The sequence below is a fragment of the Candidatus Planktophila versatilis genome (genome assembly GCF_002288345.1).
GTDB classification, from domain to species: Bacteria; Actinomycetota; Actinomycetes; order Nanopelagicales; family Nanopelagicaceae; genus Planktophila; species Planktophila versatilis_A.
This window is the reverse complement of record NZ_CP016781.1, coordinates 556,273-581,144: the sequence shown is the minus strand read 5'-3', so window position 1 is coordinate 581,144 and position 24,872 is coordinate 556,273. Positions and strand designations below refer to the sequence as shown.

Sequence of the window (24,872 nt, the reverse complement as noted above, 5' to 3'; positions counted from 1 at the left end):
GATGCTCGCGTCCACTGTGTAGTTCTCAAAATACGGGCGGTACTCAATAAGAGTTGAGACTTCCTTAACATCTGTAATTAAACAGAAGTGTTAAGCAGTATCTCTTCTTATTAAGTCCAGAGGTTTGGCGCTAGCCGTCCCCTCAGGACCCAACAACGTGCCTAGTTGAAATTTGATTAACGCTAATTTTCCACTCCGCCTAAGTTCGAAAACTTGGGGCTGTACTAATTGCGAAATCTTAAATAAACCTAAGTCAATGCTCCACAATGAGCCGAGTAGTTGAATGAAGTTAACTATTAACTTCGCTACTCGATGCTCCTTAGAAAGGAGGTGATCCAGCCGCACCTTCCGGTACGGCTACCTTGTTACGACTTCATCCCAATCACCGATCCCACCTTTGGCAGCTCCCTCCTTACGGTTGGGCCACTGACTTTGGGTGTTACCGACTTTCGTGATGTGACGGGCGGTGTGTACAAGCCCCGGGAACGTATTCACCGTAGCGTTGCTGATCTACGATTACTAGCAACTCCGACTTCATGGGGTCGAGTTGCAGACCCCAATCCGAACTGAGACTGGCTTTATCGGATTCGCTCCACCTTGCGGTATCGCAGCCGTTTGTACCAGCCATTGTAGCATGCGTGCAGCCCAAGACATAAGGGGCATGATGATTTGACGTCATCCCCACCTTCCTCCGAGTTAACCCCGGCAGTCTCCTGTGAGTCCCCAACTAAATGCTGGCAACACAGAACGAGGGTTGCGCTCGTTGCGGGACTTAACCCAACATCTCACGACACGAGCTGACGACAACCATGCACCACCTGTATACAGACCTTGCGGCTACGACATCTCTGCCGTATTCCTGTATATGTCAAGCCTTGGTAAGGTTCTTCGCGTTGCGTCGAATTAAGCCGCATGCTCCGCTGCTTGTGCGGGGCCCCGTCAATTCCTTTGAGTTTTAATCTTGCGATCGTACTCCCCAGGCGGGGCGCTTAATGCGTTAGCTGCGTCGCACAAACCGTGGAAGGTTCGCACAACTAGCGCCCACCGTTTACGGCGTGGACTACCAGGGTATCTAATCCTGTTCGCTCCCCACGCTTTCGCTCCTCAGTGTCAGTATTGGCCCAGAGACCTGCCTTCGCCATCGGTGTTCCTCCTGATATCTGCGCATTCCACCGCTACACCAGGAATTCCAGTCTCCCCTACCAAACTCCAGCTCGACCGTATCGGATGCAGGTCAGGGGTTGAGCCCCTGATTTTCACATCCGACGTATCGAACCACCTACGAGCTCTTTACGCCCAATAATTCCGGACAACGCTTGCACCCTATGTATTACCGCGGCTGCTGGCACATAGTTAGCCGGTGCTTCTTCTGTAGGTACCGTCACTTTCGCTTCTTCCCTACTGAAAGAGGTTTACAACCCGAAGGCCTTCATCCCTCACGCGGCGTCGCTGGGTCAGAGTTTCCTCCATTGCCCAATATTCCCCACTGCTGCCTCCCGTAGGAGTCTGGGCCGTGTCTCAGTCCCAGTGTGGCCGGTCGCCCTCTCAGGCCGGCTACCCGTCGTCGCCTTGGTGAGCCATTACCTCACCAACAAGCTGATAGGCCGCGAAGTCATCTTCAACCGAAAAACTTTCCAGCCCCGATCATGCGATCAAGGCTCATATCCGGTATTAGCCCCGGTTTCCCGGAGTTATCCCAGAGTTGAAGGCAGATTCTTCACGTGTTCCTCACCCGTTCGCCGCTAATTCACACCCGAAGGTGTTTCATCGCTCGACTTGCATGTGTTAAGCACGCCGCCAGCGTTCGTCCTGAGCCAGGATCAAACTCTCCATAGAAAGTTTTTTTCATGGCTTACGAGACAAACAAACTGTCGTTTATTTTGTCTTTACCAAAGGAATTCAACGAGTATTCCAGAGGCTATAAATAGCATCTGGTACATACTTCATTGAAGTATTTATTTAGAGAATGGCGCTAGAAATTTGCATGACTAGATACACCATTCTCTGGCATTGACTTATGGCACGCTGTTGAGTTCTCAAGGTACGGATGCGCACTGCATCGCTGGATTTCTCCGGCTTTTCAGGGCAGACCGCCAAATCTAGTCCATAGCTTCGCACGCGTCAAAACGGGCAAAATGGCCTAGATTTGGGGAAATGCTGTACGACCTCGTTTGAGTCCGTTCCACAGCAAGGAGCGTAACTATAGGGGGCGCTCCCCCAGGGGTCAAATCCGTCTAATTGGCCGAAAATACACATAATCGCTTAGTTAAAAAAAGTGAATAATTGCAGTATTTATGCGTAAAAAGTGGCGTTTTTGAGAATTCGCCCAAATGACTATCCGAGCTCTACCGCCGCCAGGTCTCGCTTGCCTTTCCGCAAAACTGCATATTTTCCGCATAAAAAGTCAGTTTTTTGAAGACGGAAATCTTCGCCAACCACCTTCTCGTTATTGAGATATGCGCCACCTTCTTTAACGATCCGACGAGCAGCAGATTTTGAATCAACCACGCCGGTGGCCACCAACAAATCCACCCATGTAGGAATTTCATCCCCACTTGCAATGCGAGTACGTGGCAATTCAGCAAGTGCTGATGCAAGCGTTGCTTCATCCAGTGTTTCAAGATCACCTTGACCAAAGAGTGCGCGGGCAGCTTCTTCAACACGTTCTGCAATCTCTGGGCTATGCACAAGTGAGGTGAGTTCTCTCGCTAGTTCACGGTGAGCTTCACGTGCACCAGGGTTGGCACTGTGTGCTGATTCGAGTGCTTCTATCTCGGTGCGTGATTTAAATGAAAACACCTTAAGGAAATTGATGACATCTTTATCATCAGAGTTCAGCCAATACTGGAAGAAGGCATATGGCGATGTCATCTCTGGATCGAGCCACACACTTCCGCCGGCTGTCTTGCCAAATTTAGTTCCATCAGCTTTTGTCAGTAGTGGCACGGTCAGTGCATGGGCACTTGCACTTTCAACACGACGAATCAGATCTAGACCAGCGGTGATATTTCCCCATTGATCAGAGCCACCTATTTGCAGTGTGCAGTTATAGCGTTTGTAAAGTTCTAAGTAGTCCATCGACTGGAGAACTTGATATGAAAACTCAGTGTAAGAAATGCCATCTTTTTCAAGTCGAGATGAAACTGCATCCTTATTCAGCATTTGATTAACGCTAAAGTGCTTTCCAATGTCGCGCAGGAACTCAATGGCCGACATGGGCGCAGTCCAATCAAGGTTATTGACCATCACCGCAGGATTCTTACTGGACTCAAAGTCCATGAACTTCGAAAGCTGCCCCTTTATACGATCGACCCACTGCCCAACAACTACAGTTGTATTCAGCGTACGCTCTTCATTTTTACCGCTGGGATCGCCCACTAAACCAGTGGCTCCCCCAACCAGCGGAAGCGGGTTGTGGCCAGCTAATTGAAAGCGGCGTAGCACGAAGAGAACAACGAGGTTTCCCACATGGATGCTCGGCGCCGTTGGATCAAAGCCCACATAGAGCGTGATTGGCTTGGCTAACGCCTTACGTAGCTCTACTTCATCTGTTGTCTGAGCAATCAATCCGCGCCATTTAAGGTCATCTAGTAAATCGTAAGTCACGGCTCTCACGCACCCATCATGGTCGAAAAGTCTTTGGCTGCAGCGGTGAATTCACTGCGAATCTTTTCTAGTGAGCTTTTTGCCTCGCTCAATTGTTGCGCTAGCGCAGAGGGTGCGGTGCCACCACGTGTCGTGCGTGATGCCAGTGCGCCCTGCACAGTGAGCACATCTCGAACATCGCATTTGAGTGCCGGATGAATCTTTGCAAACTCATCATCGGTGAGCTGATGAAGTTGGCGACCAGATGCTTCGCAGAGTGCAACACATTTGCCAGCAGCTTCATGTGCCTGCGCAAATGGAATGTGTGCCCTGACCAAGTAATCAGCAATTTCAGTTGCAAGTGAAAAACCAAGAGGTGCGGCAAGTGCCATCTTCTCGTGATCGAATTCGGTAGTTGCCACCATTCCGGTCACTGCTGGAAGAACGAGCAAGACGGTATCGATGGAGTCGAAGAGTGGCTCTTTATCTTCTTGCAGATCGCGGTTATATGCAAAGGGCAAGCCTTTAAGCATGGCAAGAACGCCAGTGAGATTTCCAATCAGTCGACCAGACTTACCTCGGGCAAGTTCTGCCATATCCGGGTTTTTCTTCTGCGGCATGATGGAAGAGCCAGTGGAGTAAGCATCTGATACTCGTGCCCAACCAAATTCAGTGGTCGACCAGATACACCATTCTTCACCGATTCGTGAGAGATGAACTCCCACCATGGAGAGAATGAATAGCGCTTCGGCAACAAAATCACGATCAGATACGGCGTCAATTGAATTAGCGGCACTGGATGTAAAACCAAGTGCTTTCGCAGTGACCTCCGGTGCTAACGGCAAAGATGACCCAGCTAGTGCACCTGAGCCAAGCGGGCTGACAGATGTGCGAGTGAGCCAATCTTGAATACGATCTAGATCTCGCGCAAATGCGTGCACATGCTTTGCCAACTCGTGTCCAAAGAGCACGGGTTGCGCATGTTGTAGGTGCGTAAATCCAGGTGCCGGAGCATCCGAGTATTCGGTTGCTTTTGCTATCAGCGCTTCTTGCAGTTCGACTATTGATAAAGCAATCGAAATCATCGCATCCATGGCATAAAGTCGCAGATCTGTAGCTACCTGATCATTGCGGGATCTACCGGCGCGCAGCGCCCCACCGATTTCACCGAGTTTTTCAGTAAGACCGCGTTCTAAGGCGCTATGAACATCTTCATCAGTTTCAAGATAGGTGAATTGTCCGGAAGCCACTTCCGAAACGAGCTCTTCTAAAGCCTTTCGAATTGCTGCAACCACCTTCTTATCAAGAAGCCCACTGCTTTCTAGTACCGAAAGATGGGCAAGTGATGAACGAAGATCATAAGGAGCCAAACGCCAATCAAATTGCACACTTTGTGAGAGCGCAAAGACAGCCTCCGCCGGAGACTGCGAAAACCTTCCGCCCCAGAGCGCCATTATTTTCTCCCTCTAACCTTCTTGACTTGCCCGTATGAGAGTAATTCTTTCGCTAGTTGCGCCCCACCGCTTGCTTTTCTAGCGACAACTAAGACCGTGTCGTCACCTGCGATAGTTCCGATAATTGAAGAAATGCCAGAGTGATCGAGTGAACTTGCAAGCAACTGCGCGCCCCCGGGTGGCGTGTGAATGACAGCCAAATTTCCACTCGATTCGACAGAGAGAATTAGTTCAGAAGGCAGCGGCATAGAACGTGAAAGTGATGCCTCACCTGAAGCCGAGATCGTGTAGACCGAATCGCCCGTGGCCGATCTGCCCCGTACAGCGCCGATCTCTTCCAGGTCACGGCTAGCGGTGGCTTGGGTAACTGCAAAGCCAGCCTTTTTTAGCTCTTTCACTAGATCAGATTGGGAATGAATGAGCCCGCCCTTAATCAGCGAAATCGCCTTTGCTCTCCGTGCGCTCACACTAGCCATGACGCACCTGCGCTAGGGCTGCGCTAAACATTGTGACAAACTTCTTTGCATCACGTAATGAAATATTCAGTGCTGGTGCAATACGAACAATTGATTCACTCGGTGCATTAATCAGTAGCCCCAGTTCTTGGCACTTCTTCACAAGATCCTTCGCACATCCCTGATCCAGGGTAAGTCCAATCAGTAGCCCTGCTCCTCGGACTTCAGTAACTCCAGGAACAAGAGCGAGTTCGGCAAAAAGATAGGAACTCACTTCATTAACATGGATGAGAATCTTCTCTTTCTCGATTGCGCCAATTACGGCAAGGGCTGCCGCCGTTGCAATCGGATTTCCACCAAAAGTTGAACCGTGATCGCCGGCTTTAAAAAGATGAGAGGCAGGACCAAGTGCGATCATGGCACCAAGCGGGAGTCCTCCTCCTAAGCCTTTAGCCAAGGTAATCACATCGGGCTTAACACCTGAATACTCATAGCCAAACCAGTCACCGGTGCGACCCATCCCTGTCTGCACGCAGTCAAAGACAAGTAGCGCTCCGTTCTCATCGCAATATCTACGAACATCTTGTAAGTAATTGGGAGGTGGGACAATGACCCCGGCTTCGCCCATGATTGGTTCGATAATTACCATGGCCGTTCTCTTATTAATCTTCCGCTTCATCGCGCGTGAATCACCGAAGGTGACGTGGGAAATACCGCGAAGTAACGGCTTAAAGGGATCTCGTTTTGATGGCTGACCGGTGAGTGATAGCGCGCCCATGGTTCTACCGTGGAAAGATTCCTTCGTTGCAACAACGCCAGTTCTACCCGTGCGACGACTTAACTTCAGGGCCGCCTCATTTGCTTCCGCGCCAGAATTGCAGAAGAAGACACGTGCTGACTTATCACCGCTGAGCTTCTGTAGTTTCTCTGCCAATTGCAACACATTAGGGTGGGCATAGAAGTTACTCACATGACCCAATGTAGATACCTGTTTTGTTACTGCTTTAACAATTGCAGGATGGCCATGGCCCAATACGTTAGTGGCGATACCGGCCAAGAAATCTAGGTAGAGCTTGCCTTGGGCATCTTTAACATATGAATCTTTTCCAGAGACCAACTCGATGGACGGAGTTCCGTAATTATCTTGAAGTGAATTAATCCAACGTTTCATGCGAAGACCAAAGTTCCACCAACGCCAAGGAGGGCGCTCTTCAGGGCCTGGGGGTTTCTGCCGTCAATTATTCTCACCGCATGAGCACCTGCGCCAATGGCATCTAAGCAAGATTGCACCTTGGGAGCCATCCCATCTGCAAATGTAGATTTAATCCCTTGCAACTCTTCCACAGAAATCTCTGAGATTAATGAATCCTTTTCCGGCCAATTCCGATAGATTCCCTCGACATCAGTCATGATGATCAGCCATTGGGCTTCTAACGCACCTGCGATTGCCGCCGCTGCGATATCAGCATTGACGTTAAATCCATGTGTGCCAAGTGCATCCTTTGCTACCGGTGAAACTACTGGCACGCTTCCTTGTGCCACTAGTGTTTGAATCTTTTCGGGGTTCACTTCAATAACAGTTCCGACTAGACCTAAATCAGCTCTTGATCCGTCTACTAAGGTGGTCAACTTCTCTGCAACCAGCGTTTTAGAATCTCGACCAGAGATAGCAACCGCTTTGACTCCGTGGCTGCATAGGGATTGTGCAACGGCAGGACCAATCTCTTTTGCTAACACTCTCTCAACGATCTCAAAAACCTCAGGGGTGGTGACGCGAAATCCGCCGATAAATTCTGTTGTAATCCCAGCTGATTCAAGTGCCGACCCAATTTGTGGCCCACCACCATGAACAATCACGATCTCGACCCCCTGAGAGATGGCATCTGCAATAGCTTGCGCAAATTCACCATGCGAGTCAGACATCGCATGGCCACCGAACTTCACGACAATCACGCGCCAATCCCATCAAAATCGAGTCCGGCAGTTTCAGCAAAACCACACATGATGTTGGCGTTTTGAATAGCTTGCCCCGCGGCGCCCTTGCCCAAATTATCTATCGCTACTGAAACAACAAGTCTTGAGGTGTGAGCATCAACTGCAACCTGCATCTGCACATTGTTAGATCCCAAAACAGCTGATGTCTTTGGCATGACTCCAAATTCAAGCACTGAAACAAATGCTGAATCTGCAAAATAGTCACTATAAAGCTGATGTGCCTCTTCAGAAGTAATCTTCTTGGTCAGCTTGGCGGTAACTGTTGCCAGGATTCCTCTCGGCATCGGAGCCAAGACTGGAGTAAAAGATATCTTCACATCTTGCCCACTAATCTTGCTCAACGTCTCTTCGATTTCAGGGGTGTGTTGATGTGTTCCTCCGAATTTATAGGAACTCAGAGATCCTGAAACTTCGCTGGCAAGTAGATTTACTTTTGCATTTCTGCCTGCACCGGTTGTTCCTGATGCAGCCATGATCACACAATCCGAGAGGTCAGCGATACTAGAAGCCGGCGCGGCTCCCAGTGCGATTGCTGTGGCATAACATCCCGGGTTTGCAACATATTGCGCCTGTGCAATTTCGCTCTTGTACTGCGCGATGTCTGCTAGCCCATAACTCCAGGTCCCGGCGTGTGTGCCACCGTAATACTTCTCCCACTGCTGGGCATCGCTCAATCTGTAATCCGCACCTAAATCAACAATCTTTGCTCCCTTAGGAAGTTGCGAAATTATCTTGGCAGATTCTCCATGTGGCAGTGCAAGAAAGATCAGCTGGCAATCGGTAAATGCTTCGGCTGAGAAGGCGATGAACTTCTGATTTTCATAACTTCTAAGTTGTGGATGAATCGAAGTGATCGACTCCCCCGCATTGGAATGAGCCGCAACAGCGGCTACCTGAAAATGTGGATGCCCAGCAAGCAGCCGCAGAAGTTCTCCTCCTGCATATCCACTGCCGCCGATAATCCCGGTTTTCATAATCTCACTATAGCATATTTATGCATTGATATGCATATTTATGCAGTGCGCAGAACTGCGCCAGTTGCTTTCTCCGCTGATTTCACCGCTGAATCACGCAGCGCGCTGACTTCGGCCCCCGTGAGGGTGCGGTCTGCGGCTCGGAAAACTAAGGAGAAGGCCAAAGAAATTTTGCCGTCACCTATTTTGTCGTAGCGGTCAAAGAGCGAGATTGATTCTAGGAGCTCGCCCGCACCTGCCCGCAGCGCCTGCTCGACCTCTAGCGCTGAGACCGATGCATCGATAATGAGCGCCACATCTTGGAGCGCCGCCGGCATAGTTCCAACAGTAGAGGGACGGACCAAAGGTGAATCTGGCAACGCATTGAGTGCAACTGCAAAAGCTGAGGAGCGTTCTGGAAGACCATACATCTCTACGATCCTTGGATGAAGTTCGCCCGCATGGGCAACAGGTTTGCCGTCAATGAGTAATTCAGCGCAACGGCCAGGATGCCATGGCGCGATATCCGAACGCTTTATTGTCCAAGAATGATTGCACAGCTGCAGGACTTCTTGCGCAAATGCGATTGCATCCTGCCAGGTGTAAGAACGCGGCTTACCTTGCCAGTCCTCGTTCTCCACTTTTCCAACCAGTAGCCCCGCAACGTGGAAAGCCTGTGGTGGCAAACTGGCGTAAATAGATGCAATCTCTTCAGAACTCGGTTTTTGACCTAGCACTGGTGAAATCATCGGCACCAGTTTTTGGACCCCTCGGAAAATAGATCCCATCTCAAAGATTGCAAAGTCCTTTGCACCTCTGCTGATATTACGCTGCGCGACTTCTAACAATCCTGGGACCATGTGTACTCGCAGCAACGGAAACTCTTCCGACATCGGATTTGCAATGCGATATGTGGATGCGCGCTCACCCAGAAAGCCCAACGCCTCAATTGTTTCTTGGTTGGTGAAGGGAAAAGTTTGAACTTCAGCCAAGCCCCGACTAGCTAGCATCATCGAAACTGCGCGACGACGCTTCTGGGAATGAGTGAGCGATGCATGCTTTGGTCGTGGCGGAAGAATCGACGGAATCTTGTCAAAGCCAACCATGCGAGCAACTTCTTCCGTGAAATCTGCTTGGCCGAGTAAATCAGCGCGCCACGATGGTGGAATCACTTCGAAAGTCTTCTCGTTGACTTCACATCCAATGGTGCGCAAAATCTTTACAATCTCAGTCGGGGCCACATCAACGCCCATAATGCGTGAGATATATGCCGGATCCACCTTGACCATGGGGCTAAATTGAGGTTCGCCAGCAATCACAGTTGCTACATGTTGAGCTGGACTATTTTCAGTCAATAACTGAACAAATCGAGCCGATGCATATTGAGCAAGGCAGGGATCCACACTTCGTTCCAAACGACGGGAGGCCTCCGAAGAAAGCTTGTGGCGCCGTGAATTCTTAGCAACGCAGGTTGGATCAAATCGAACAGCTTCCAGTGCTATCTCGGTCGTTGTCTCTGAAATTTCTGAGAACGCTCCACCCATTGTTCCGGCTAGTGCAAGTGGTTGCTCGTCATCGCAGACCATCAGGTCATCAGGATCTAATTGGCGCACCTGACCATCGAGAGTGGTAAATGGTTGCGCCTTACCAGCACGTTTAATAGTGAGGCCACCCTTTATCTTTGATTTATCGAAGGCGTGAAGTGGCTGACCCAATTCCAGCATCACATAGTTAGTGACATCTACAACCAATGAGATAGAGCGCATCCCCATCTTTTCAATCCTTCTGCGCATCCAGATTGGTGTTGTGGCTTTGGGATCAAAGTGTGAAAGGGTTCGTAAGTAAAACACGGAAGCAGTTGCTGGGTCGGCAATCTTTGCACTCACACCTTTGCCTGTGTCAGTAAATTTCAGTGTGCGAAGTGCATCAACTGGGTCGGTATATGAAAGACCTAGCGCGCCCGCAACCTCACGTGCAATACCGCGAATACTCAAGGCATAGCCACGATCCGGATTGACTGCAACATCGAAGATGACATCATTGATTAAGAGTGCTTCAATTGCATCGGCTCCGATTGCAACTGATCCCTCTGTAAATGTCATGATTCCGGCGTGATCATCTCCTATACCTAACTCGCGAGCAGAACAGATCATTCCGTTTGAGACCTTGCCGTATGTTTCACGAGCACCGATTTTGAAGTCGCCCGGCAGTACCGCCCCGGGCAGAGCTGCGACTACCAAATCTCCAACCGCAAAATTTGTTGCCCCACAAATGACATAACGGGTTACTTTCTCACCACAATCAAGACCCACATATCGAATGGCTTTCTTAAACTCGGTAATCTCTTCAATGCTTAATACCTTGGCAAATACCAAGGGGCCTGTCAGGTCTGCGCCCTGATGAATAATCTCTTCTACTTCAAAACCAACGCGGATCAGGGCATCAGAGATTTGTTCTGCGGTAATGGAGGCAGGGATCTCAACAAATTCCTTGATCCAAGATAGTGGTGCGCGCATTTAGAGTCCGACTCCAAACTGGCGGGTGAATCTCAAGTCGCCTTCCACAATGTCGTGCATGTCAGTAATTCCATGGCGAACCATCAGCGTGCGCTCGAGGCCCATTCCAAATGCGAATCCAGTGTAGACATCTGTATCGATGCCGCACGTTGCCAGAACTTTAGGGTTGACCATTCCGCATCCGCCCCATTCGATCCATCGATTGTTAAAGAAGATGTCGACTTCCGCACTTGGCTCAGTAAATGGGAAGAATGACGGACGCAAACGTGTCGTGACATCGGGACCAAACATGTGTCGGGCGAAGTTATCAAGGGTTCCCTTCAGGTGGGCCATCGTGATTCCCTTATCAACTACGAGGCCTTCAACCTGGTGGAAAACTGGGCTGTGAGTAGCATCGAGTTCATCAGCACGAAATGTGCGGCCTGGGCAGATCACATAGATAGGCGGTTCTTGAGCCAACATCGTACGAATCTGTACTGGTGAAGTGTGGGTGCGAAGAACCAACCCTGACTCGATTGGTTCGATAAAGAAAGTGTCTTGCATTGTGCGCGCAGGATGATCGGCCGGAATATTAAGTGCATCAAAGTTAAGCCAACCCGATTCAAGTTCTGGTCCTTCTTCAACTGAGAAACCTTGCTCAATGAAGAAATCTGAAATCTCATTCTTAATGATTGAGATGGGATGTAGCCCCCCGCGGTGCGCACGACGGACCGGCAAGGTGATATCGACAATCTCTTCGAGTAATACTTTGGAGTCACGCTCTTGCTCAAGCTTTGCGGTCTGCTGCGCTAACGCTTTTGCAATTTCTGCCTTAGCTTCGCCAATAAGCTTTCCAACGGAGGCTTTCTGATCGGCTGAGAGCGTGCCGAGTGCTCTGCTGGCAAGTGCTATCGGAGATTTATCACCAGCGTGTGCCAGGCGAGCTGATTTAAGTTGTTCTAAATCCGTGGCGGCGGTAAAGGCGCTCTGCGCATCGCTTATCCACGATGCTACATCTGCCGGATTCATGGGCGTGATTCTATCCTGCGACCTTTGCCGAAAGGGTGAACATAACGATTGATGCCGCTGCAGATAAATTAAGGCTTTCGGCATTGCCAGCCATTGGAATAGTCACTTCCGTCACAGCCGCGCCAAGGGCTGCTGCATCTACTCCCCTGGCTTCATTGCCGAAGACTGCAATGCAATCCCCCGCAATCTTCAGATCGAGAATCGATGTCGATGCATGAGATGAAAGGAGAATCTTCTGGGTGTCAGGGAAGATGGAAGCTAGCGCTTGAAAATTCACGCCCTCATAGACCGGGATATTCCACAGTGAACCCGCGGTTGAACGAACCACCTTTGGCGAATACATATCGACAGAATCAGGAGAGGTAACTACAGCAGTGATTCCCATTGCATCTGCGGTGCGAAGAATCGTTCCCGCATTTCCAGGATCTTGGATCTCATGGAGGTAGATAACAGTAGAGCTACCTGTAAGTGCGAGTTCGGAAATACTGTTCTCAGGGGTGTAACAAAGTGAGATGAGACCTTGCGGTGAGACGGTATCTGACATCGCCTTAAGAACAGGCTCGGAGACCTCAACAATTTCAACAGCACCTAGGTCAAGTTCTGCAATCTTTGAGAGTCCTTGCTCTGTTGCATAAAGAATTTTTATCTCTGGACCGCCAGCAGAAGTGAGTGCCTCGCGTGTGCATTGCACGCCCTCTGCCACAAAGAGTCCTTGTTCGCGGCGTTCTTTCGCCCCTTTGGAACCAATAAGAGCCTTCACTCGCGCGATATGCGGCGAGTGAAGGCTCTCAATCATTGGTTCTAACTTCTGTTTCTAGATGGACTTAGGCAGCTGGAAGGTTCTTGCGAGCAACGTCGACAAGAACTTTAAATGCTGCTGGGTCATTCGTTGCGATATCTGAGAGAACGCGACGATCTACTTCAAGTCCGGAAGCCTTAAGACCCTGGATAAAGCGGTTGTATGTCATTCCATTTTCGCGAGATGCAGCATTGATGCGCTGAATCCAGAGCTGACGGAAATCACCCTTCTTATCTTTACGATCGTTGAAGGCATAAACCATTGAGTGCGTAACTTGCTCCTTCGCCTTTGTGAAAAGACGTGAACGTTGTCCGCGATATCCGCTGGCACGTTCAAGGGTTGTGCGACGCTTTTTTGCTGCGTGTACTCCGCGCTTGACTCTCATTTAGTGGCGCTCCCTTACTTCAAACCAAGCATGCGCTTGGCTGTCATTGTGACGGTTGACTTAGCTGATGACTCTTGGCTCAAACGACGAGTAACGCGTGATGACTTGTGCTCCAAAAGGTGGCGCTTGCCTGCACGCTCGTGCATGATCTTTCCGGTACCTGTGACGCGGAAGGTCTTCTTCGCACCACTGTGGGTTTTCATCTTTGGCATTTCTTATCTCCTGTTACGTCGTCGTGAGTAAAACTATTTAGCAGCTTCTTCGGCTGCTTTTTCCTTCGCAGCTTTCGCTGCCTTCTGCTCTGCTACTACTTCGGTCTTCTTCTTCGTCGGACCTAACACCATCGTCATCTGTCGACCCTCTTGTTTAGGGGCGAATTCAACGAAAGCAATATCTTTCACATCTTCTGCAAGACGTTGCAAGAGTTTGAATCCGAGCTCTGGACGTGTTTGCTCACGGCCACGAAACTTCATCGTTATCTTCACCTTGTCGCCACCTTTGAGAAACTTCTCAACTGACGAGCGTTTAGTCTCGTAGTCGTGATTCTCAATCTTTGGCGTCAATCGCACTTCCTTCACCACAATGTGGGTCTGGTTCTGACGTGCTTCGCGAGCTTTTTGTGCAATCTCGTACTTGTACTTTCCAAAGTCCATGATCTTACAAACTGGCGGATTAGCTTCGGGTGCAATCTCTACGAGATCGAGTCCGATTTCATCTGCCATAGCTAGCGCTGCTTCGATATCTACAACTCCAACTTGTTCACCTGTGTAATTGATGAGACGAATTTGGGGTGTGCGGATACGGTCATTAATGCGGGGCTCTGTTGTGATTTCTGCTCCTATGTTCGGTTCACTTGTGTATCCAAGTTGCCGCAAAATTCGCGCACCGCATAGGCAGATAAATCTAGAATCCTAGATTTAAATCCGACAAACCAATCCGCCGAAGCAGTAGAGGTGGGAGCGGTGAGCTCCTCTTGCAGCAGCTGTGGGCTACTGGTCTGAGGCAAAGGCTACCCGAGTGCGGGCAAATAGAAAAATCCTCGCTTGAAAAGGGCTTTAGCCCATCGCGTGCAGGCCACCATCGACGTGAATAATCTCGCCCGTCGTTTTTGGAAACCAATCACTGAGTAGCGCAACTGCGCCTTGCGCTGCCGGCACTGGATCTGCAACATCCCACTTCAATGGACTGCGCTCATTCCAGACGTTTTCAAATTCACTAAATCCAGGAATCGATTTAGCAGCGATGGTTCTAATCGGACCTGCTGCAATGAGGTTGATGCGAACATTATCTTTTCCAAGATCGCGAGCGAGATAGCGCGATGTGGATTCAAGGGCTGCTTTGGCAACTCCCATCCAGTCATACTTTGGCCAGGCAACTTGGGCATCAAAATCGAGTCCGACAACAGATGCCCCATCCTTAAATAGCGGATGGCATGCCATTGTCAGTGATTTCAAAGAGTAGGCAGAGACCTGCACCGCCGTTGCCACATCTTCCCAAGCAGTATTGAGAAAGTTGCCACCCAGTGCTGCTTCAGGTGCGAAACCAATCGAATGCACAACTCCATCAAGGTGTGGAAGGTGCTTCTTTACCTCTTTTGCTAACCCATCAAGATGCTCCTGATTTGTTACATCGAGTTCAAGAATTGGAGCGGGCTTTGGCAGGCGTCCTGCGATACGAGTTGTCAGACTAAGGCCGCGACCGAAACCTGTAAGAACAACTTGCGCACCTTCTTCTTGTGCCAAGCGAGCAATATGAAAAGCGATAGAGCCATCGGTGAGAACACCAGTTACCAAAATATTCTTGCCCTCTAAAATTCCCATATCAGTGCCCCATTCCAAGTCCGCCATCAACAGGAATGATGGCGCCAGTGATATAGCTAGCTTTGGCAGATGCAATAAATGTGACCACATCTGCAATCTCTTGTGCTGAACAGAATCGACCGAGCGGAACCTGTGCCGCAATTTCACTCCGGCGCTTCTCATCGAGTTCTGCCGTCATATCTGTCTCTACAAATCCCGGGGCAACAACGTTGGCAGTGATGCCACGTGATCCGAGTTCTCTTGAAAAAGATCTAGCCATTCCAACTAGCCCAGACTTAGAAGCTGAATAGTTCACTTGCCCGGCAGCTCCTACCCCACCCACAACTGAACCGATAAAAATCAGGCGACCACGCTTCAATTTCAGGAGACCTTTGGTGGCGCGCTTAGCAACGCGAAAAGCGCCAGTGAGGTTAGCATCAATCACACTTTCGAAATCTTCATCAGTCATACGCAAGACCAGAGTGTCTTTGGTAATTCCAGCATTTGCCACAATAATTTCTGGTTGACCGATCTCACTCTCAATCTTTGTGAAAGCTGATTCAACACTCGCCGAGTCGGTGACATCCATCTGGACTGCATCAAAACCAGTGGGTGGGGTGCCGCTGCGATAAGTGATGACAACGCGATGACCCGCTTCTTTGAGAGCGGTCGCAATAGCTAAGCCAATTCCGCGATTGCCGCCGGTAACTAATGCGATGGAAGTCGGCTCGCTCATGAGAGAAAACTACCCTACTGTTGGGCTATGGCTAAAGAAGATGCTGCTTTTGATATTACTAGCGCGTCAACTGGCCTTTCCAAAGACCAGAGTGCGCGGCAACGTCGATATTTTCTATCCATGATGGTGCGAACAGCCTGCTTTATTTTGACTGTCCTACTACCAAGTCCGTATCGATGGTTCGCACTCGTTGGCGCTGTCATCCTGCCCTATATTGCAGTAGTTGTTGCAAATGCTGGTCGTGAGACCGTAATTCCTGGATCAGCGATACTCAAGAAGAGGCCGCGAGGAATTGAGTAGTACAAAAAAGCGTGAGCAATTTTCGTTTTTTAAGTCAGTCATTGCGCTCGTTCTCATTGCAGGTTGTCTCTGGGCGGCGCAATGGCAATACCATCGCGGTGTTGCCAGGCACGAGCGCAATTTCATTATCGAAAAACATTCAACAATGACCCCGGTCTCACTAGCCTCAGTACAAGATCAACCAGCGAACCACGAATGGCAGCCTGTAACCACGCGCGGGCGCTTTGACCCTGACACCCAGATACTTCTCAGAAATAGATACTTCGAGGGCAAATATGGTTTCGAACTTCTCACTAAATTTAATGACACGGGTGGAAGAAGTTACTGGGTTGATTGTGGATGGGTTCAGGCAGGAAAGAACGCACAAACCAGACCTACACTGCCGAAACTTCCATCAGGTGATGTAGAGATTGTTGGACGCCTGCGATTAGATAGTTCGTTACCTCGGGGATCATTTTTTGCAATACCGACTAACTCAGATACTGGATTGGTTTCGAAGGCAAATGCTCAAGGTGGAGCTACAAGTGAAGATTTCTATCTTGACTTAGTTTCTGGCTCAGATCCGGCCTTGTCACCGGCTGCACCTGCAGAACTTCCAGAACTCTCCGATGGACCCCATATGGCTTATGCGTTGCAATGGGTCTTCTTTGGTGGATTAATCGGTTACGGAAGGTTTCTCATTCGTCGTGAGGTCTTGACGCGCAAATAGTTCGGAGTAGAGACCCGCTCCTTGAATTAACTCCTCGTGCGTTCCGCGCTCAACAATCTGACCCTTTTCCAGAACCAGAATCTGATCTGCCTGCATCACTGTGCTTAATCTGTGTGCGATGACGATCGAAGTTCTACCTTTCAACGCATGACGTAGTGCTTCTTGCACAAGATCCTCGTTTTCAGAGTCCAAGTGCGCCGTTGCTTCATCAAGAATGACGATTGATGGCGCTTTAAGTAATAGCCGCGCAATAGCTAAACGCTGCTTCTCGCCACCGGAAAGTCGATGACCACGCTCTCCCACCATGGTCTCAAAGCCATTGGGAAGTGTAGAGATTAGATTCCATATTTGGGCCGACTTACACGCCTGAATCATCTCTTCCTCGGTAGCGTCTTCCTTGGCATACCGTAAATTCTCAGCGATTGTTTCGTGAAAGAGATGTGCATCCTGCATGACAACACCGATGCTATCTCTGAGTGATTGCACTGTGTAGTCGCGGATATCGCTGCCACCGATAAGAATTGCACCCTCTGTCACATCATAAAGTCTAGGCAAGAGCGCACTCATCGTGGTTTTTCCAGCACCTGATGGTCCCACGATCGCCGTCAGTGTTCCCTTTGGCGCAGTAAATGAAATTGAATTCAATATCTGTCCGCTATCTACCGTCTCCGGTTTAGAGACAGATTCAAGTGAGGCAAGAGAGACTTCTTCTGCTTTTGGATAGGAAAATGACACATTTCTAAATTCAATGCTCAGTTCCTGTTGCTTTAGTTGCTGGGCTCCGGGGCGATCAACAATCATCGGATGAAGGTCTAACACTTCAAATACGCGTTCAAAAGAGACAAGTGCAGTCATGACATCGATGCGCACATTAGAGAGTGCAGTCAGTGGTCCGTATAGCCGCGCCAATAATGCGGTGATAGCTAGAAGTGTTCCCACCGTAATTGATCCATCAATAGCTAGATGGCCGCCAATTCCATATGCGAAGGCGGTAGCAACAGCTGCAACGCTGGTGATACCGACAAAGAAGATGCGATTGAGCATTGCTGTTTGAATTCCAATATCAGCAACTTTACGTGCGCGTGTGCGGAAGAAGCTCTCTTCCTTTGCTGGCTTCCCATAAAGGGAGACCAAGAGCGCACCGGAAACATTGAATCGTTCATTCATGGTGCTCGACATCGTTGCATTGAGATTAAAGGCATCACGAGTTAGCGCCTGAATACGCTTACCAACCCATTTAGTGGGAAGAAGAAATACTGGCAGAAGTAGCAGTGAGACAACTGTGATCTGCCAGGAAAGAATGAGCATCGCCGTAACAACAAGTACCAGCGAAACAACATTGCTTACTACGCCAGACAGGGTGCCAGTGAAAGCTTGCTGAGCACCCATAACATCTGAATTAATTCGCGAGATCAGCGCACCAGTCTGGGTGCGCGTAAAGAATGCAATAGATTGCCTTTGAACGTGTGCGAAAAACTGAGAACGTAAGTCATATATCAAGCCTTCACCAATGCGTGCAGAGAACCATCGCCCGAAGATATTAACTAGCGCATCCACAACTGCTAGTAGTCCCACCAAAAGAGCGAGCTTGGTCACCAAGGCGGGATCTTTCGGAATTACTCCTTTATCAATCAATTCACGCAGTAAGAGTGGCGTGCTAATTATTAAGAGCGCTTCAATCACAACGGTTGCAAGAAAGATAAGAATCTGTGATTTATAGGGAGCTCCATAGGTGAAGATCCGCTTAATCGTTCCAGGCTTTAACTTCTGAGATTTCACCGATGGATCAGCGGTCATGGAGCGAAAGGTCATCCAGACTGCATGTTGGGACATAAAAAACTAAACAGTAAAGCCGAGAGCGCGCAGCTGTTCCCTGCCATCGTCGGTAATTTTATCTGGGCCCCATGGCGGCATCCACACCCAGTTGATTTTCACATCATCGGTGAATGGCTTAAGCGCCTCGCGGGTCTGATCTTCAATAACATCTTGGAGTGGGCAAGCAGCTGATGTGAGAGTCATGTTCAACACGGCAATGTTGTTCTCATCCACCATGATGTCGTAAATCAGTCCAAGATCAACAACGTTGATTCCTAGTTCTGGGTCGACAACATCTTTCATTGCCTCGTTTACATCTTCAATCTTTGCAACCATATCCGTATCCTACTTTCTTTTTATGAATTCTTTGCTATTGCTTGCACGGAAGCGTCTTTAAATGCCATCCAGCCTAAGAGCGCACATTTAATGCGGGCCGGGTATTGCGAAACTCCAGCCAGAGCTACCGCATCCTCCAGGAGTTCGGCATCGCCGGTTTCAGTCCCTTTGCTCTGCATCAGGTGCATGAATGCATCAGAGATTTCTTGCGCCCGATCAAGGCTCTTGCCTATAAGTAAATCAGTGAGAATCGATGTGCTTGCTTGTGAAATAGAACAGCCAACTCCATCCCAAGAAACTTCTTTTACCAGGCCCGCATCGAGAGTGACATTGAGCGTGATTTCATCGCCACAACTTGGATTAATGTGATGAACTTGAGCATCAAAGGTTGGATTTAACTTCTTATGCTGTGGATTCTTATAGTGATCAAGAATCACTTCCTGGTAGAGATTATCTAATTGCATGGCTATCCAAAATACTTCTGTGCGCCGCGAATCCCAGCGACTAAGGCGTCGAGATCATCTTTTGTGTTATATAGATAGAACGAAGCTCGAGTAGTAGCTGGAACGCCCAACTTGCGAGTGAGCGGCCATGCGCAATGATGACCAGTTCGCACGGCTATCCCCTGGCTATCTAGATATTGTCCTAAATCATGCGGGTGAATCTCCCCTACTGAGAACGAGACAATTCCACCACGCATATGTAGATCTTGTGGACCAATTACTTTTAAATCATCTATAGTTGAAAACTCATTAATAAGGTACTCAGTCAGAGCACGTTCGTGTTCGTGAATCTGATTCATGCCAATCTTTGTCAAATAGGTAAGCGCTGCTCCTAGTCCAACAGCTTGCGCCATATTGGGAACACCCGCCTCAAATTTACGTGGCGCCGGTGCCCAGGTTGCAGAGGTCATCGTGACGTTTTCAATCATGGAGCCACCGGTGAGAAACGGTGGTAGTTCTGCAAGCAGCTCACTTCGTCCCCAGAAGATTCCAATGCCGGTAGGGCCGACCGTTTTATGCCCTGAAAAAGCCAGAAAATCGATACCGAGTGCTTTCACATCCACGGCCATATGTGGAACAGATTGACATGCATCGAGCACAACAACTGCACCAACTTCATGTGCTCGCTTAACAATCTCTTCCAGCGGAATGATTGTGCCTAAAACATTTGATTGCTGTGTCAGTGCGACGACTTTCGTCTTTTCCGTAATGACCGATGCAAGATTGGAGAGATCAAGGCGTCCATCAGGGGTTACTTCAAACCACGACAGTGAGGCGCCAGTACGCGTTGCTAATTGTTGCCAAGGAATGAGGTTTGCGTGGTGCTCCATCTCAGTGACGACAATTCCATCGCCGGCTGAGAGGTGAAATCTATTACCTTTTTCAGCGTTGCCCATCGCATAAGAAACTAGGTTCAGCGCTTCGGTAGCGCTCTTTGTGAAAACTACCTCATCAACATCAGCGTTGATAAAGCTAGCCACGATCTGACGCGCACCTTCAAGTGCATCCGTTGCTTCCTCAGCGAGCTGATGCGCACCTCGATGCGCTGCTGCATTATGAAGTCGATAGAAATCACTTTGCGCCTCGATGACCACATTTGGTTTCTGGCTCGTCGCACCTGAATCGAGGTAGACAAGGCGTTTGCCATCGCGAATCTTCCGAGAAAGAATTGGAAAATCCTGTGCGATGACAGATGCATTAAAGGACATATTAAGCGCTTACGTACTCGGCATATCCATTCGCTTCGAGTTTATCTGCTAGCTCTGGGCCACCTTCTTCAACGATGCGACCATTTGCAAACACATGTACGAAATCTGGCTTGATGTATTTCAAGATTCGGGTGTAGTGCGTAATGAGCAAGATTCCATGGTTGTTGGCTTCTTTGGCACGAACAACACCTTCGGAAACGATACGAAGAGCATCAACATCGAGCCCAGAATCTGTCTCATCAAGAATTGCAAACTTAGGCTTGAGCAGTTCAAGCTGCATGATTTCATGGCGCTTCTTCTCACCACCGGAGAATCCTTCGTTAACGTTGCGCTGTGCAAATGAAGGATCCATCTTGAGTGTCTCCATCGCCGCTTTAACTTCTCCGACCCATTCGCGAAGCTTTGGTGCTTCACCACGTAGGGCAGTTGCTGCAGTACGAAGGAAGTTGGAGACTGAAACTCCCGGAACTTCTACCGGATATTGCATCGCTAAGAAAAGTCCAGCTTTCGCCCGCTCATCAACAGTCATCTCGAGTACGTCTGCGCCATCGAGTGTCACAGTTCCGCCAGTGATTGTGTATTTAGGGTGTCCGGCAATGGAATAGGCAAGTGTTGATTTGCCGGAACCGTTGGGACCCATGATTGCGTGAGTTTCTCCTGACTTAATGGTCAGATCTACCCCTTTAAGAATTTCAATTGCGCCTTGTTCGGTCTCGACAGATACTTTCAGGCCGCGAATTTCTAGAGTACTCATATCTATCTCCGTTACATCTCTACCGTGACGGAGTCTCCGTCGATGGTTACTGGGTATGACTTCACTGGTGCTACAGCTGGTGGCGTAAGGGCTTCGCCCGTGCGAACATCAAACTCTGCGCCATGGAGCCAGCATTCAATTTTGAATCCTTCAATATCGCCTTCAGAGAGCGAGGCTTCTGAATGGCTGCAAGTATCAGATATTGCAAAAACTTCAGCGCCCACTCGCGTAACACAAATTGACTCGCCATTTTTTTCAAAACGTAGCGGTTTTCCCTCTGTCAGAGAGGCTAGTGAGAGATCAGACATTTCACTTACCTGCCTTTGCTAATTCGTTATCGATTCGAGTCATGATGCGATCTTGAATCTCATCGATTCCGATCTCTGAAACGATTTCATTGAAAAATCCACGAACAACAAGGCGACGAGCATCCTCCATATTGATTCCGCGAGACATGAGATAAAAGAGCTGCTCATCATCAAAACGACCGGTTGTAGATGCGTGTCCGGCGCCAACAATTTCTCCGGTTTCAATCTCGAGATTAGGAACAGAGTCAGCGCGTGCGCCATCTGATAACAAGAGATTGCGATTAAGTTCGTAGGTATCTGTACCCTCAGCTGCGGCGCGAATGAAGACATCACCGATCCACACTGTATGTGCCTTATCGCCTGCGAGTGCTCCCTTGTAATTCACGCGAGATTTCGCATTTGGTACCTTGTGATCTACAAACATGCGATGTTCAAAGAATTGACCGGCAGTTGCAAAATACACTCCTGAGAGATCACATGATGCACCTGGTGCGATGAAATCAACAGTCGGAAGCAGACGAACCAGGTTGCCACCGACGGTGACAACGATTGATTTAAATGTTGCATCGCGATCCACGATCGCGTGATGTCGACCTGCATGAATTGTCTGCGCGCCCCACTCTTGCAAGCTGATCAAAGTCAGATGGGCCCCTGGGCCTACCTGGATCTCTAAATCTTCTGCCAGATGAGTATCGCCGGTGTTTTCAATGATGACCGTTGCTTTCGCGTGGGTACCAACCTTGATCAGTACTCGAGCAAACTCTGCGGTATCTAGAGCACCTGGTGTGCGGCCTAGAAAGATTGGGCTTGCAACTTCAGCGTTGGATGCGATCTCAAGAATCGTTCCCTGATCTGTGAATTCACGAATTCGATTAACGATCGCATCATCAGTCTCGGTCACTGCCGTGATTGTTGTGCAGGTTAAAGTCACTCCCGAAGGTAGGTCGCCTTTAGCGATGAGTGAATTACGCAGAACAGGTGTAGCTGTTCCATCGTGCATTCCACCTAATCGTTTCAGGGGGGTAAAGCGCCACGCCTCTTCCCGACCGGAAGGGGTGTGCTTTTCCAGAATATTTGATTGCAGTGTTGTCATTATCCGACAGCACCTTCCATCTGCAATTCAATCAGGCGGTTAAGTTCAAGTGCGTACTCCATTGGAAGTTCGCGGGCGATTGGTTCGATAAACCCACGAACAATCATTGCCATCGCTTCATCCTCATTGAGTCCACGTGACATGAGATAGAAAAGCTGATCATCTGAAATCTTCGAGACAGTAGCCTCGTGACCCATTGAAACATCATCTTCGCGAATATCTACATACGGATATGTGTCAGAACGTGAAATTGTATCTACCAGCAGCGCATCACATTTCACTGTGCTTGCTGAGTGATGAGCACCTTCTTGCACCTGAACGAGTCCGCGATAAGAGGTACGGCCTCCCCCGCGGGCAACTGATTTAGAGATTACTGAAGACGATGTATACGGCGCAGCATGAACCATCTTTGCACCAGAATCTTGGTGTTGGCCAGGACCGGCAAATGCAAGTGAGAGAGTCTCACCCTTTGCGTGAGGACCCATCAACATTACAGCTGGATACTTCATGGTGACCTTTGAGCCAATATTTCCATCGACCCATTCCATCGTTGCACCTTCGGCACATGTGGCACGCTTTGTTACCAAGTTATAAACGTTATTCGACCAGTTCTGAATCGTTGTGTAACGAACGCGGGCACCCTTCTTAACGATGATTTCAACAACTGCTGAGTGAAGCGAATCTGACTTGTAGATAGGTGCAGTGCAACCCTCAACATAGTGAATGTATGAATCTTCATCAGCGATAATCAGTGTGCGCTCGAATTGACCCATGTTCTCAGTGTTGATGCGGAAATATGCCTGCAATGGAATATCAACATGGACACCCTTAGGAACATAAATAAATGAACCACCAGACCAGACAGAGGTATTAAGAGCTGCAAACTTATTATCACCAACCGGAATAACGCTTCCGAAATACTCTTTGAAGAGTTCTGGGTGCTGCTTTAGGCCGCTATCTGTATCAAGGAAGATCACGCCTTGCTTCTCAAGGTCTTCCCGGATTGAGTGATAGACAACTTCAGATTCATACTGGGCTGCAACACCAGAAACTAGGCGTTGCTTTTCTGCCTCTGGGATACCAAGGCGATCGTATGTGTTCTTAATATCATCTGGAAGGTCATCCCAGGTGGCTGCTTGCTTCTCAGTAGAGCGCACGAAGTACTTAATGGTGTCAAAGAAAATACCGGATAGATCTGAACCCCATGATGGCATTGGCTTCTTGTAGAAGAGATCAAGGCCTTTCAGGCGCAGGTCTAACATCCACTGTGGCTCTGATTTCTTAGAGCTAATGTCACGAACTACCTCTTCACTCAGACCACGCTTTGCATTAGATCCGGCATCGTTGCTATCTGACCAGCCGTACTCGTAATTTCCGAGGCCTTCGAGTTCTGGATGTGCTGTTGTCATTTGTGTGCCTTTCCAGCGGTAGTTGTAACTTTTTTATTATTGACAGTCTTTGGAATATACGTTGTGCAAACACCATCACCATGGGCAATCGTTGCCAGTCGTTGCACGTGTGTTCCTAGAATCTTGGAGAAGATTTCGGTCTCGGTCTCGCATAGTTGGGGGAATTCAGCGGCCACGTGTGCGATTGGGCAGTGGTGCTGACAGAGTTGTTCACCATTGGCATGGACTTCAATACTTGCCGCATAACCTTGCTCGGTTAAGAAAGTTGCCAGCGCTTCTGTTTTATTCGGCGACTTAGCCAAGGCCACAGTTGCTTTGCGCTCAATGTCATCTGCGCGAGATTGGGCAAAGGCATAGACCTGATGTTCTCCGGATTGCGATGACATGAATTTCAAAGCGGCAACAGCTAAGTCATCGTAGGAATGCTCAAACTGTTCCCGACCAGCATCGGTCATCACGAAAACTTTTGAAGGCCGACCGCGTCCTCGCGTAAGAGCCACATGCGGATCGCGCGCTTCCAGAATTCCATCGGCGACGAGAATTTCAAGATGGCGGCGAATGCCTGGAGGCGTAAGTCTGAGTCTGGCGCCAAGGATTACCGCAGTGGAGGGACCATTTTCTAGAACCGAGCGCGCTACAGCATCACGTGTACTGAGGTCATCGATTTTCACAACACTATTGTGTCGTAATTCCCTCGCCCTTGCCACTCGAGCCGGCGCGTCCTACCGATGTGTAGGTCATAGGCTACGCAG

The 24,872-nt window shown here is 49.2% G+C and carries 25 protein-coding genes and 1 rRNA gene; 2 read left to right on the top strand and 24 right to left on the bottom strand.

Annotated features, from left to right (window positions below):
• Positions 1–323: 323 nt before the first annotated feature.
• From A1sIIB142_RS02925 to fabG, 15 genes are all read right to left on the bottom strand, one after another.
• Positions 324–1,836 (bottom strand): 16S ribosomal RNA (locus A1sIIB142_RS02925).
• A 498-nt stretch (positions 1,837–2,334) separates the two neighbouring features.
• Entirely contained in the window at positions 2,335–3,606 is a 1,272-nt protein-coding gene (gene tyrS / locus A1sIIB142_RS02920) for a tyrosine--tRNA ligase (RefSeq protein WP_095693603.1), read from the bottom strand.
• Between the two features lie 5 nt (positions 3,607–3,611).
• Positions 3,612–5,039 carry an argininosuccinate lyase gene (gene argH / locus A1sIIB142_RS02915; RefSeq protein WP_095693602.1) on the bottom strand — a complete coding sequence of 476 codons (1,428 nt, stop codon included), beginning with the start codon at positions 5,037–5,039 and terminating at the stop codon, positions 3,612–3,614.
• Positions 5,039–5,515 (bottom strand): arginine repressor, encoded by a 477-nt coding sequence (gene argR, locus A1sIIB142_RS02910; RefSeq protein WP_095684670.1) that lies wholly within the window; start codon positions 5,513–5,515, stop codon positions 5,039–5,041. Before argR ends, argH begins: the two co-directional genes overlap by 1 nt.
• Positions 5,508–6,665 (bottom strand): acetylornithine transaminase, encoded by a 1,158-nt coding sequence (locus tag A1sIIB142_RS02905; protein WP_095693601.1) that lies wholly within the window; start codon positions 6,663–6,665, stop codon positions 5,508–5,510. Before A1sIIB142_RS02905 ends, argR begins: the two co-directional genes overlap by 8 nt.
• Positions 6,662–7,447 carry an acetylglutamate kinase gene (gene argB, locus A1sIIB142_RS02900; RefSeq protein WP_095693600.1) on the bottom strand — a complete coding sequence of 262 codons (786 nt, stop codon included), beginning with the start codon at positions 7,445–7,447 and terminating at the stop codon, positions 6,662–6,664. Before argB ends, A1sIIB142_RS02905 begins: the two co-directional genes overlap by 4 nt.
• Positions 7,444–8,463, bottom strand: coding sequence for an N-acetyl-gamma-glutamyl-phosphate reductase (gene argC / locus A1sIIB142_RS02895; protein ID WP_095693599.1), 1,020 nt, complete (start codon positions 8,461–8,463; stop codon positions 7,444–7,446). Before argC ends, argB begins: the two co-directional genes overlap by 4 nt.
• Positions 8,464–8,501: 38 nt before the next feature.
• Positions 8,502–10,958: a phenylalanine--tRNA ligase subunit beta gene (gene pheT, locus A1sIIB142_RS02890; RefSeq protein WP_095693598.1), complete on the bottom strand. Its 2,457-nt coding sequence runs from the start codon at positions 10,956–10,958 to the stop codon at positions 8,502–8,504.
• Positions 10,959–11,966: a phenylalanine--tRNA ligase subunit alpha gene (gene pheS, locus A1sIIB142_RS02885; RefSeq protein WP_095693597.1), complete on the bottom strand. Its 1,008-nt coding sequence runs from the start codon at positions 11,964–11,966 to the stop codon at positions 10,959–10,961.
• Positions 11,967–11,976: 10 nt separating this feature from the next.
• Positions 11,977–12,762, bottom strand: coding sequence for a TrmH family RNA methyltransferase (locus A1sIIB142_RS02880; RefSeq protein ID WP_095693596.1), 786 nt, complete (start codon positions 12,760–12,762; stop codon positions 11,977–11,979).
• A 28-nt stretch (positions 12,763–12,790) separates the two neighbouring features.
• A complete protein-coding gene (gene rplT / locus A1sIIB142_RS02875) occupies positions 12,791–13,150 on the bottom strand; it encodes a 50S ribosomal protein L20 (protein WP_095674759.1) in 360 nt (119 codons plus the stop codon).
• Between the two features lie 14 nt (positions 13,151–13,164).
• Entirely contained in the window at positions 13,165–13,362 is a 198-nt protein-coding gene (rpmI, locus tag A1sIIB142_RS02870; RefSeq protein WP_095674758.1) for a 50S ribosomal protein L35, read from the bottom strand.
• A 33-nt stretch (positions 13,363–13,395) separates the two neighbouring features.
• A complete protein-coding gene (infC, locus tag A1sIIB142_RS02865; RefSeq protein WP_223298193.1) occupies positions 13,396–14,025 on the bottom strand; it encodes a translation initiation factor IF-3 in 630 nt (209 codons plus the stop codon).
• Between the two features lie 180 nt (positions 14,026–14,205).
• Positions 14,206–14,970: an enoyl-ACP reductase FabI gene (gene fabI / locus A1sIIB142_RS02860; RefSeq protein ID WP_095693595.1), complete on the bottom strand. Its 765-nt coding sequence runs from the start codon at positions 14,968–14,970 to the stop codon at positions 14,206–14,208.
• A 1-nt stretch (position 14,971) separates the two neighbouring features.
• Positions 14,972–15,685 carry a 3-oxoacyl-ACP reductase FabG gene (gene fabG, locus A1sIIB142_RS02855; protein ID WP_095693594.1) on the bottom strand — a complete coding sequence of 238 codons (714 nt, stop codon included), beginning with the start codon at positions 15,683–15,685 and terminating at the stop codon, positions 14,972–14,974.
• Positions 15,686–15,712: 27 nt separating this feature from the next.
• On the opposite strand from fabG, the gene A1sIIB142_RS02850 reads away from it, so the two are divergent.
• Both A1sIIB142_RS02850 and A1sIIB142_RS02845 read left to right on the top strand, forming a co-directional pair.
• Positions 15,713–15,985: a DUF3099 domain-containing protein gene (locus tag A1sIIB142_RS02850; protein WP_095693593.1), complete on the top strand. Its 273-nt coding sequence runs from the start codon at positions 15,713–15,715 to the stop codon at positions 15,983–15,985.
• Positions 15,978–16,694 (top strand): SURF1 family protein, encoded by a 717-nt coding sequence (locus A1sIIB142_RS02845; RefSeq protein ID WP_095693592.1) that lies wholly within the window; start codon positions 15,978–15,980, stop codon positions 16,692–16,694. The genes A1sIIB142_RS02850 and A1sIIB142_RS02845 overlap by 8 nt, the downstream gene beginning before the upstream one ends.
• On the opposite strand, the gene A1sIIB142_RS02840 is transcribed toward A1sIIB142_RS02845, so the two are convergent.
• Genes A1sIIB142_RS02840 through A1sIIB142_RS02800 form a run of 9 tightly spaced genes read right to left on the bottom strand, consistent with a single transcriptional unit; the run spans position 16,641 to position 24,791 of the window.
• Positions 16,641–18,527, bottom strand: coding sequence for an ABC transporter ATP-binding protein (locus A1sIIB142_RS02840; protein WP_095693591.1), 1,887 nt, complete (start codon positions 18,525–18,527; stop codon positions 16,641–16,643). The genes A1sIIB142_RS02845 and A1sIIB142_RS02840 overlap by 54 nt on opposite strands.
• 6 nt (positions 18,528–18,533) lie before the next feature.
• The gene (locus tag A1sIIB142_RS02835; protein WP_095674752.1) at positions 18,534–18,845 is read right to left on the bottom strand and encodes a metal-sulfur cluster assembly factor; all 312 of its coding nucleotides are present in this window, start codon (positions 18,843–18,845) and stop codon (positions 18,534–18,536) included.
• A gap of 20 nt (positions 18,846–18,865) precedes the next feature.
• Complete coding sequence (gene sufU, locus A1sIIB142_RS02830) at positions 18,866–19,309, bottom strand: Fe-S cluster assembly sulfur transfer protein SufU (protein WP_095684658.1); 444 nt, start codon at positions 19,307–19,309, stop codon at positions 18,866–18,868.
• A 2-nt stretch (positions 19,310–19,311) separates the two neighbouring features.
• The gene (locus tag A1sIIB142_RS02825; RefSeq protein WP_095693590.1) at positions 19,312–20,556 is read right to left on the bottom strand and encodes a cysteine desulfurase; all 1,245 of its coding nucleotides are present in this window, start codon (positions 20,554–20,556) and stop codon (positions 19,312–19,314) included.
• Between the two features lies 1 nt (position 20,557).
• Positions 20,558–21,310, bottom strand: coding sequence for a Fe-S cluster assembly ATPase SufC (sufC, locus tag A1sIIB142_RS02820; RefSeq protein WP_095674749.1), 753 nt, complete (start codon positions 21,308–21,310; stop codon positions 20,558–20,560).
• A gap of 11 nt (positions 21,311–21,321) precedes the next feature.
• A complete protein-coding gene (locus A1sIIB142_RS02815; protein ID WP_095693589.1) occupies positions 21,322–21,618 on the bottom strand; it encodes a non-heme iron oxygenase ferredoxin subunit in 297 nt (98 codons plus the stop codon).
• A 1-nt stretch (position 21,619) separates the two neighbouring features.
• The gene (sufD, locus tag A1sIIB142_RS02810; protein ID WP_095693588.1) at positions 21,620–22,711 is read right to left on the bottom strand and encodes a Fe-S cluster assembly protein SufD; all 1,092 of its coding nucleotides are present in this window, start codon (positions 22,709–22,711) and stop codon (positions 21,620–21,622) included.
• Positions 22,711–24,120: a Fe-S cluster assembly protein SufB gene (gene sufB, locus A1sIIB142_RS02805; protein WP_095684655.1), complete on the bottom strand. Its 1,410-nt coding sequence runs from the start codon at positions 24,118–24,120 to the stop codon at positions 22,711–22,713. Before sufB ends, sufD begins: the two co-directional genes overlap by 1 nt.
• Positions 24,117–24,791, bottom strand: coding sequence for a helix-turn-helix transcriptional regulator (locus tag A1sIIB142_RS02800; RefSeq protein WP_223299217.1), 675 nt, complete (start codon positions 24,789–24,791; stop codon positions 24,117–24,119). The genes sufB and A1sIIB142_RS02800 overlap by 4 nt, the downstream gene beginning before the upstream one ends.
• Positions 24,792–24,872: the final 81 nt, after the last annotated feature.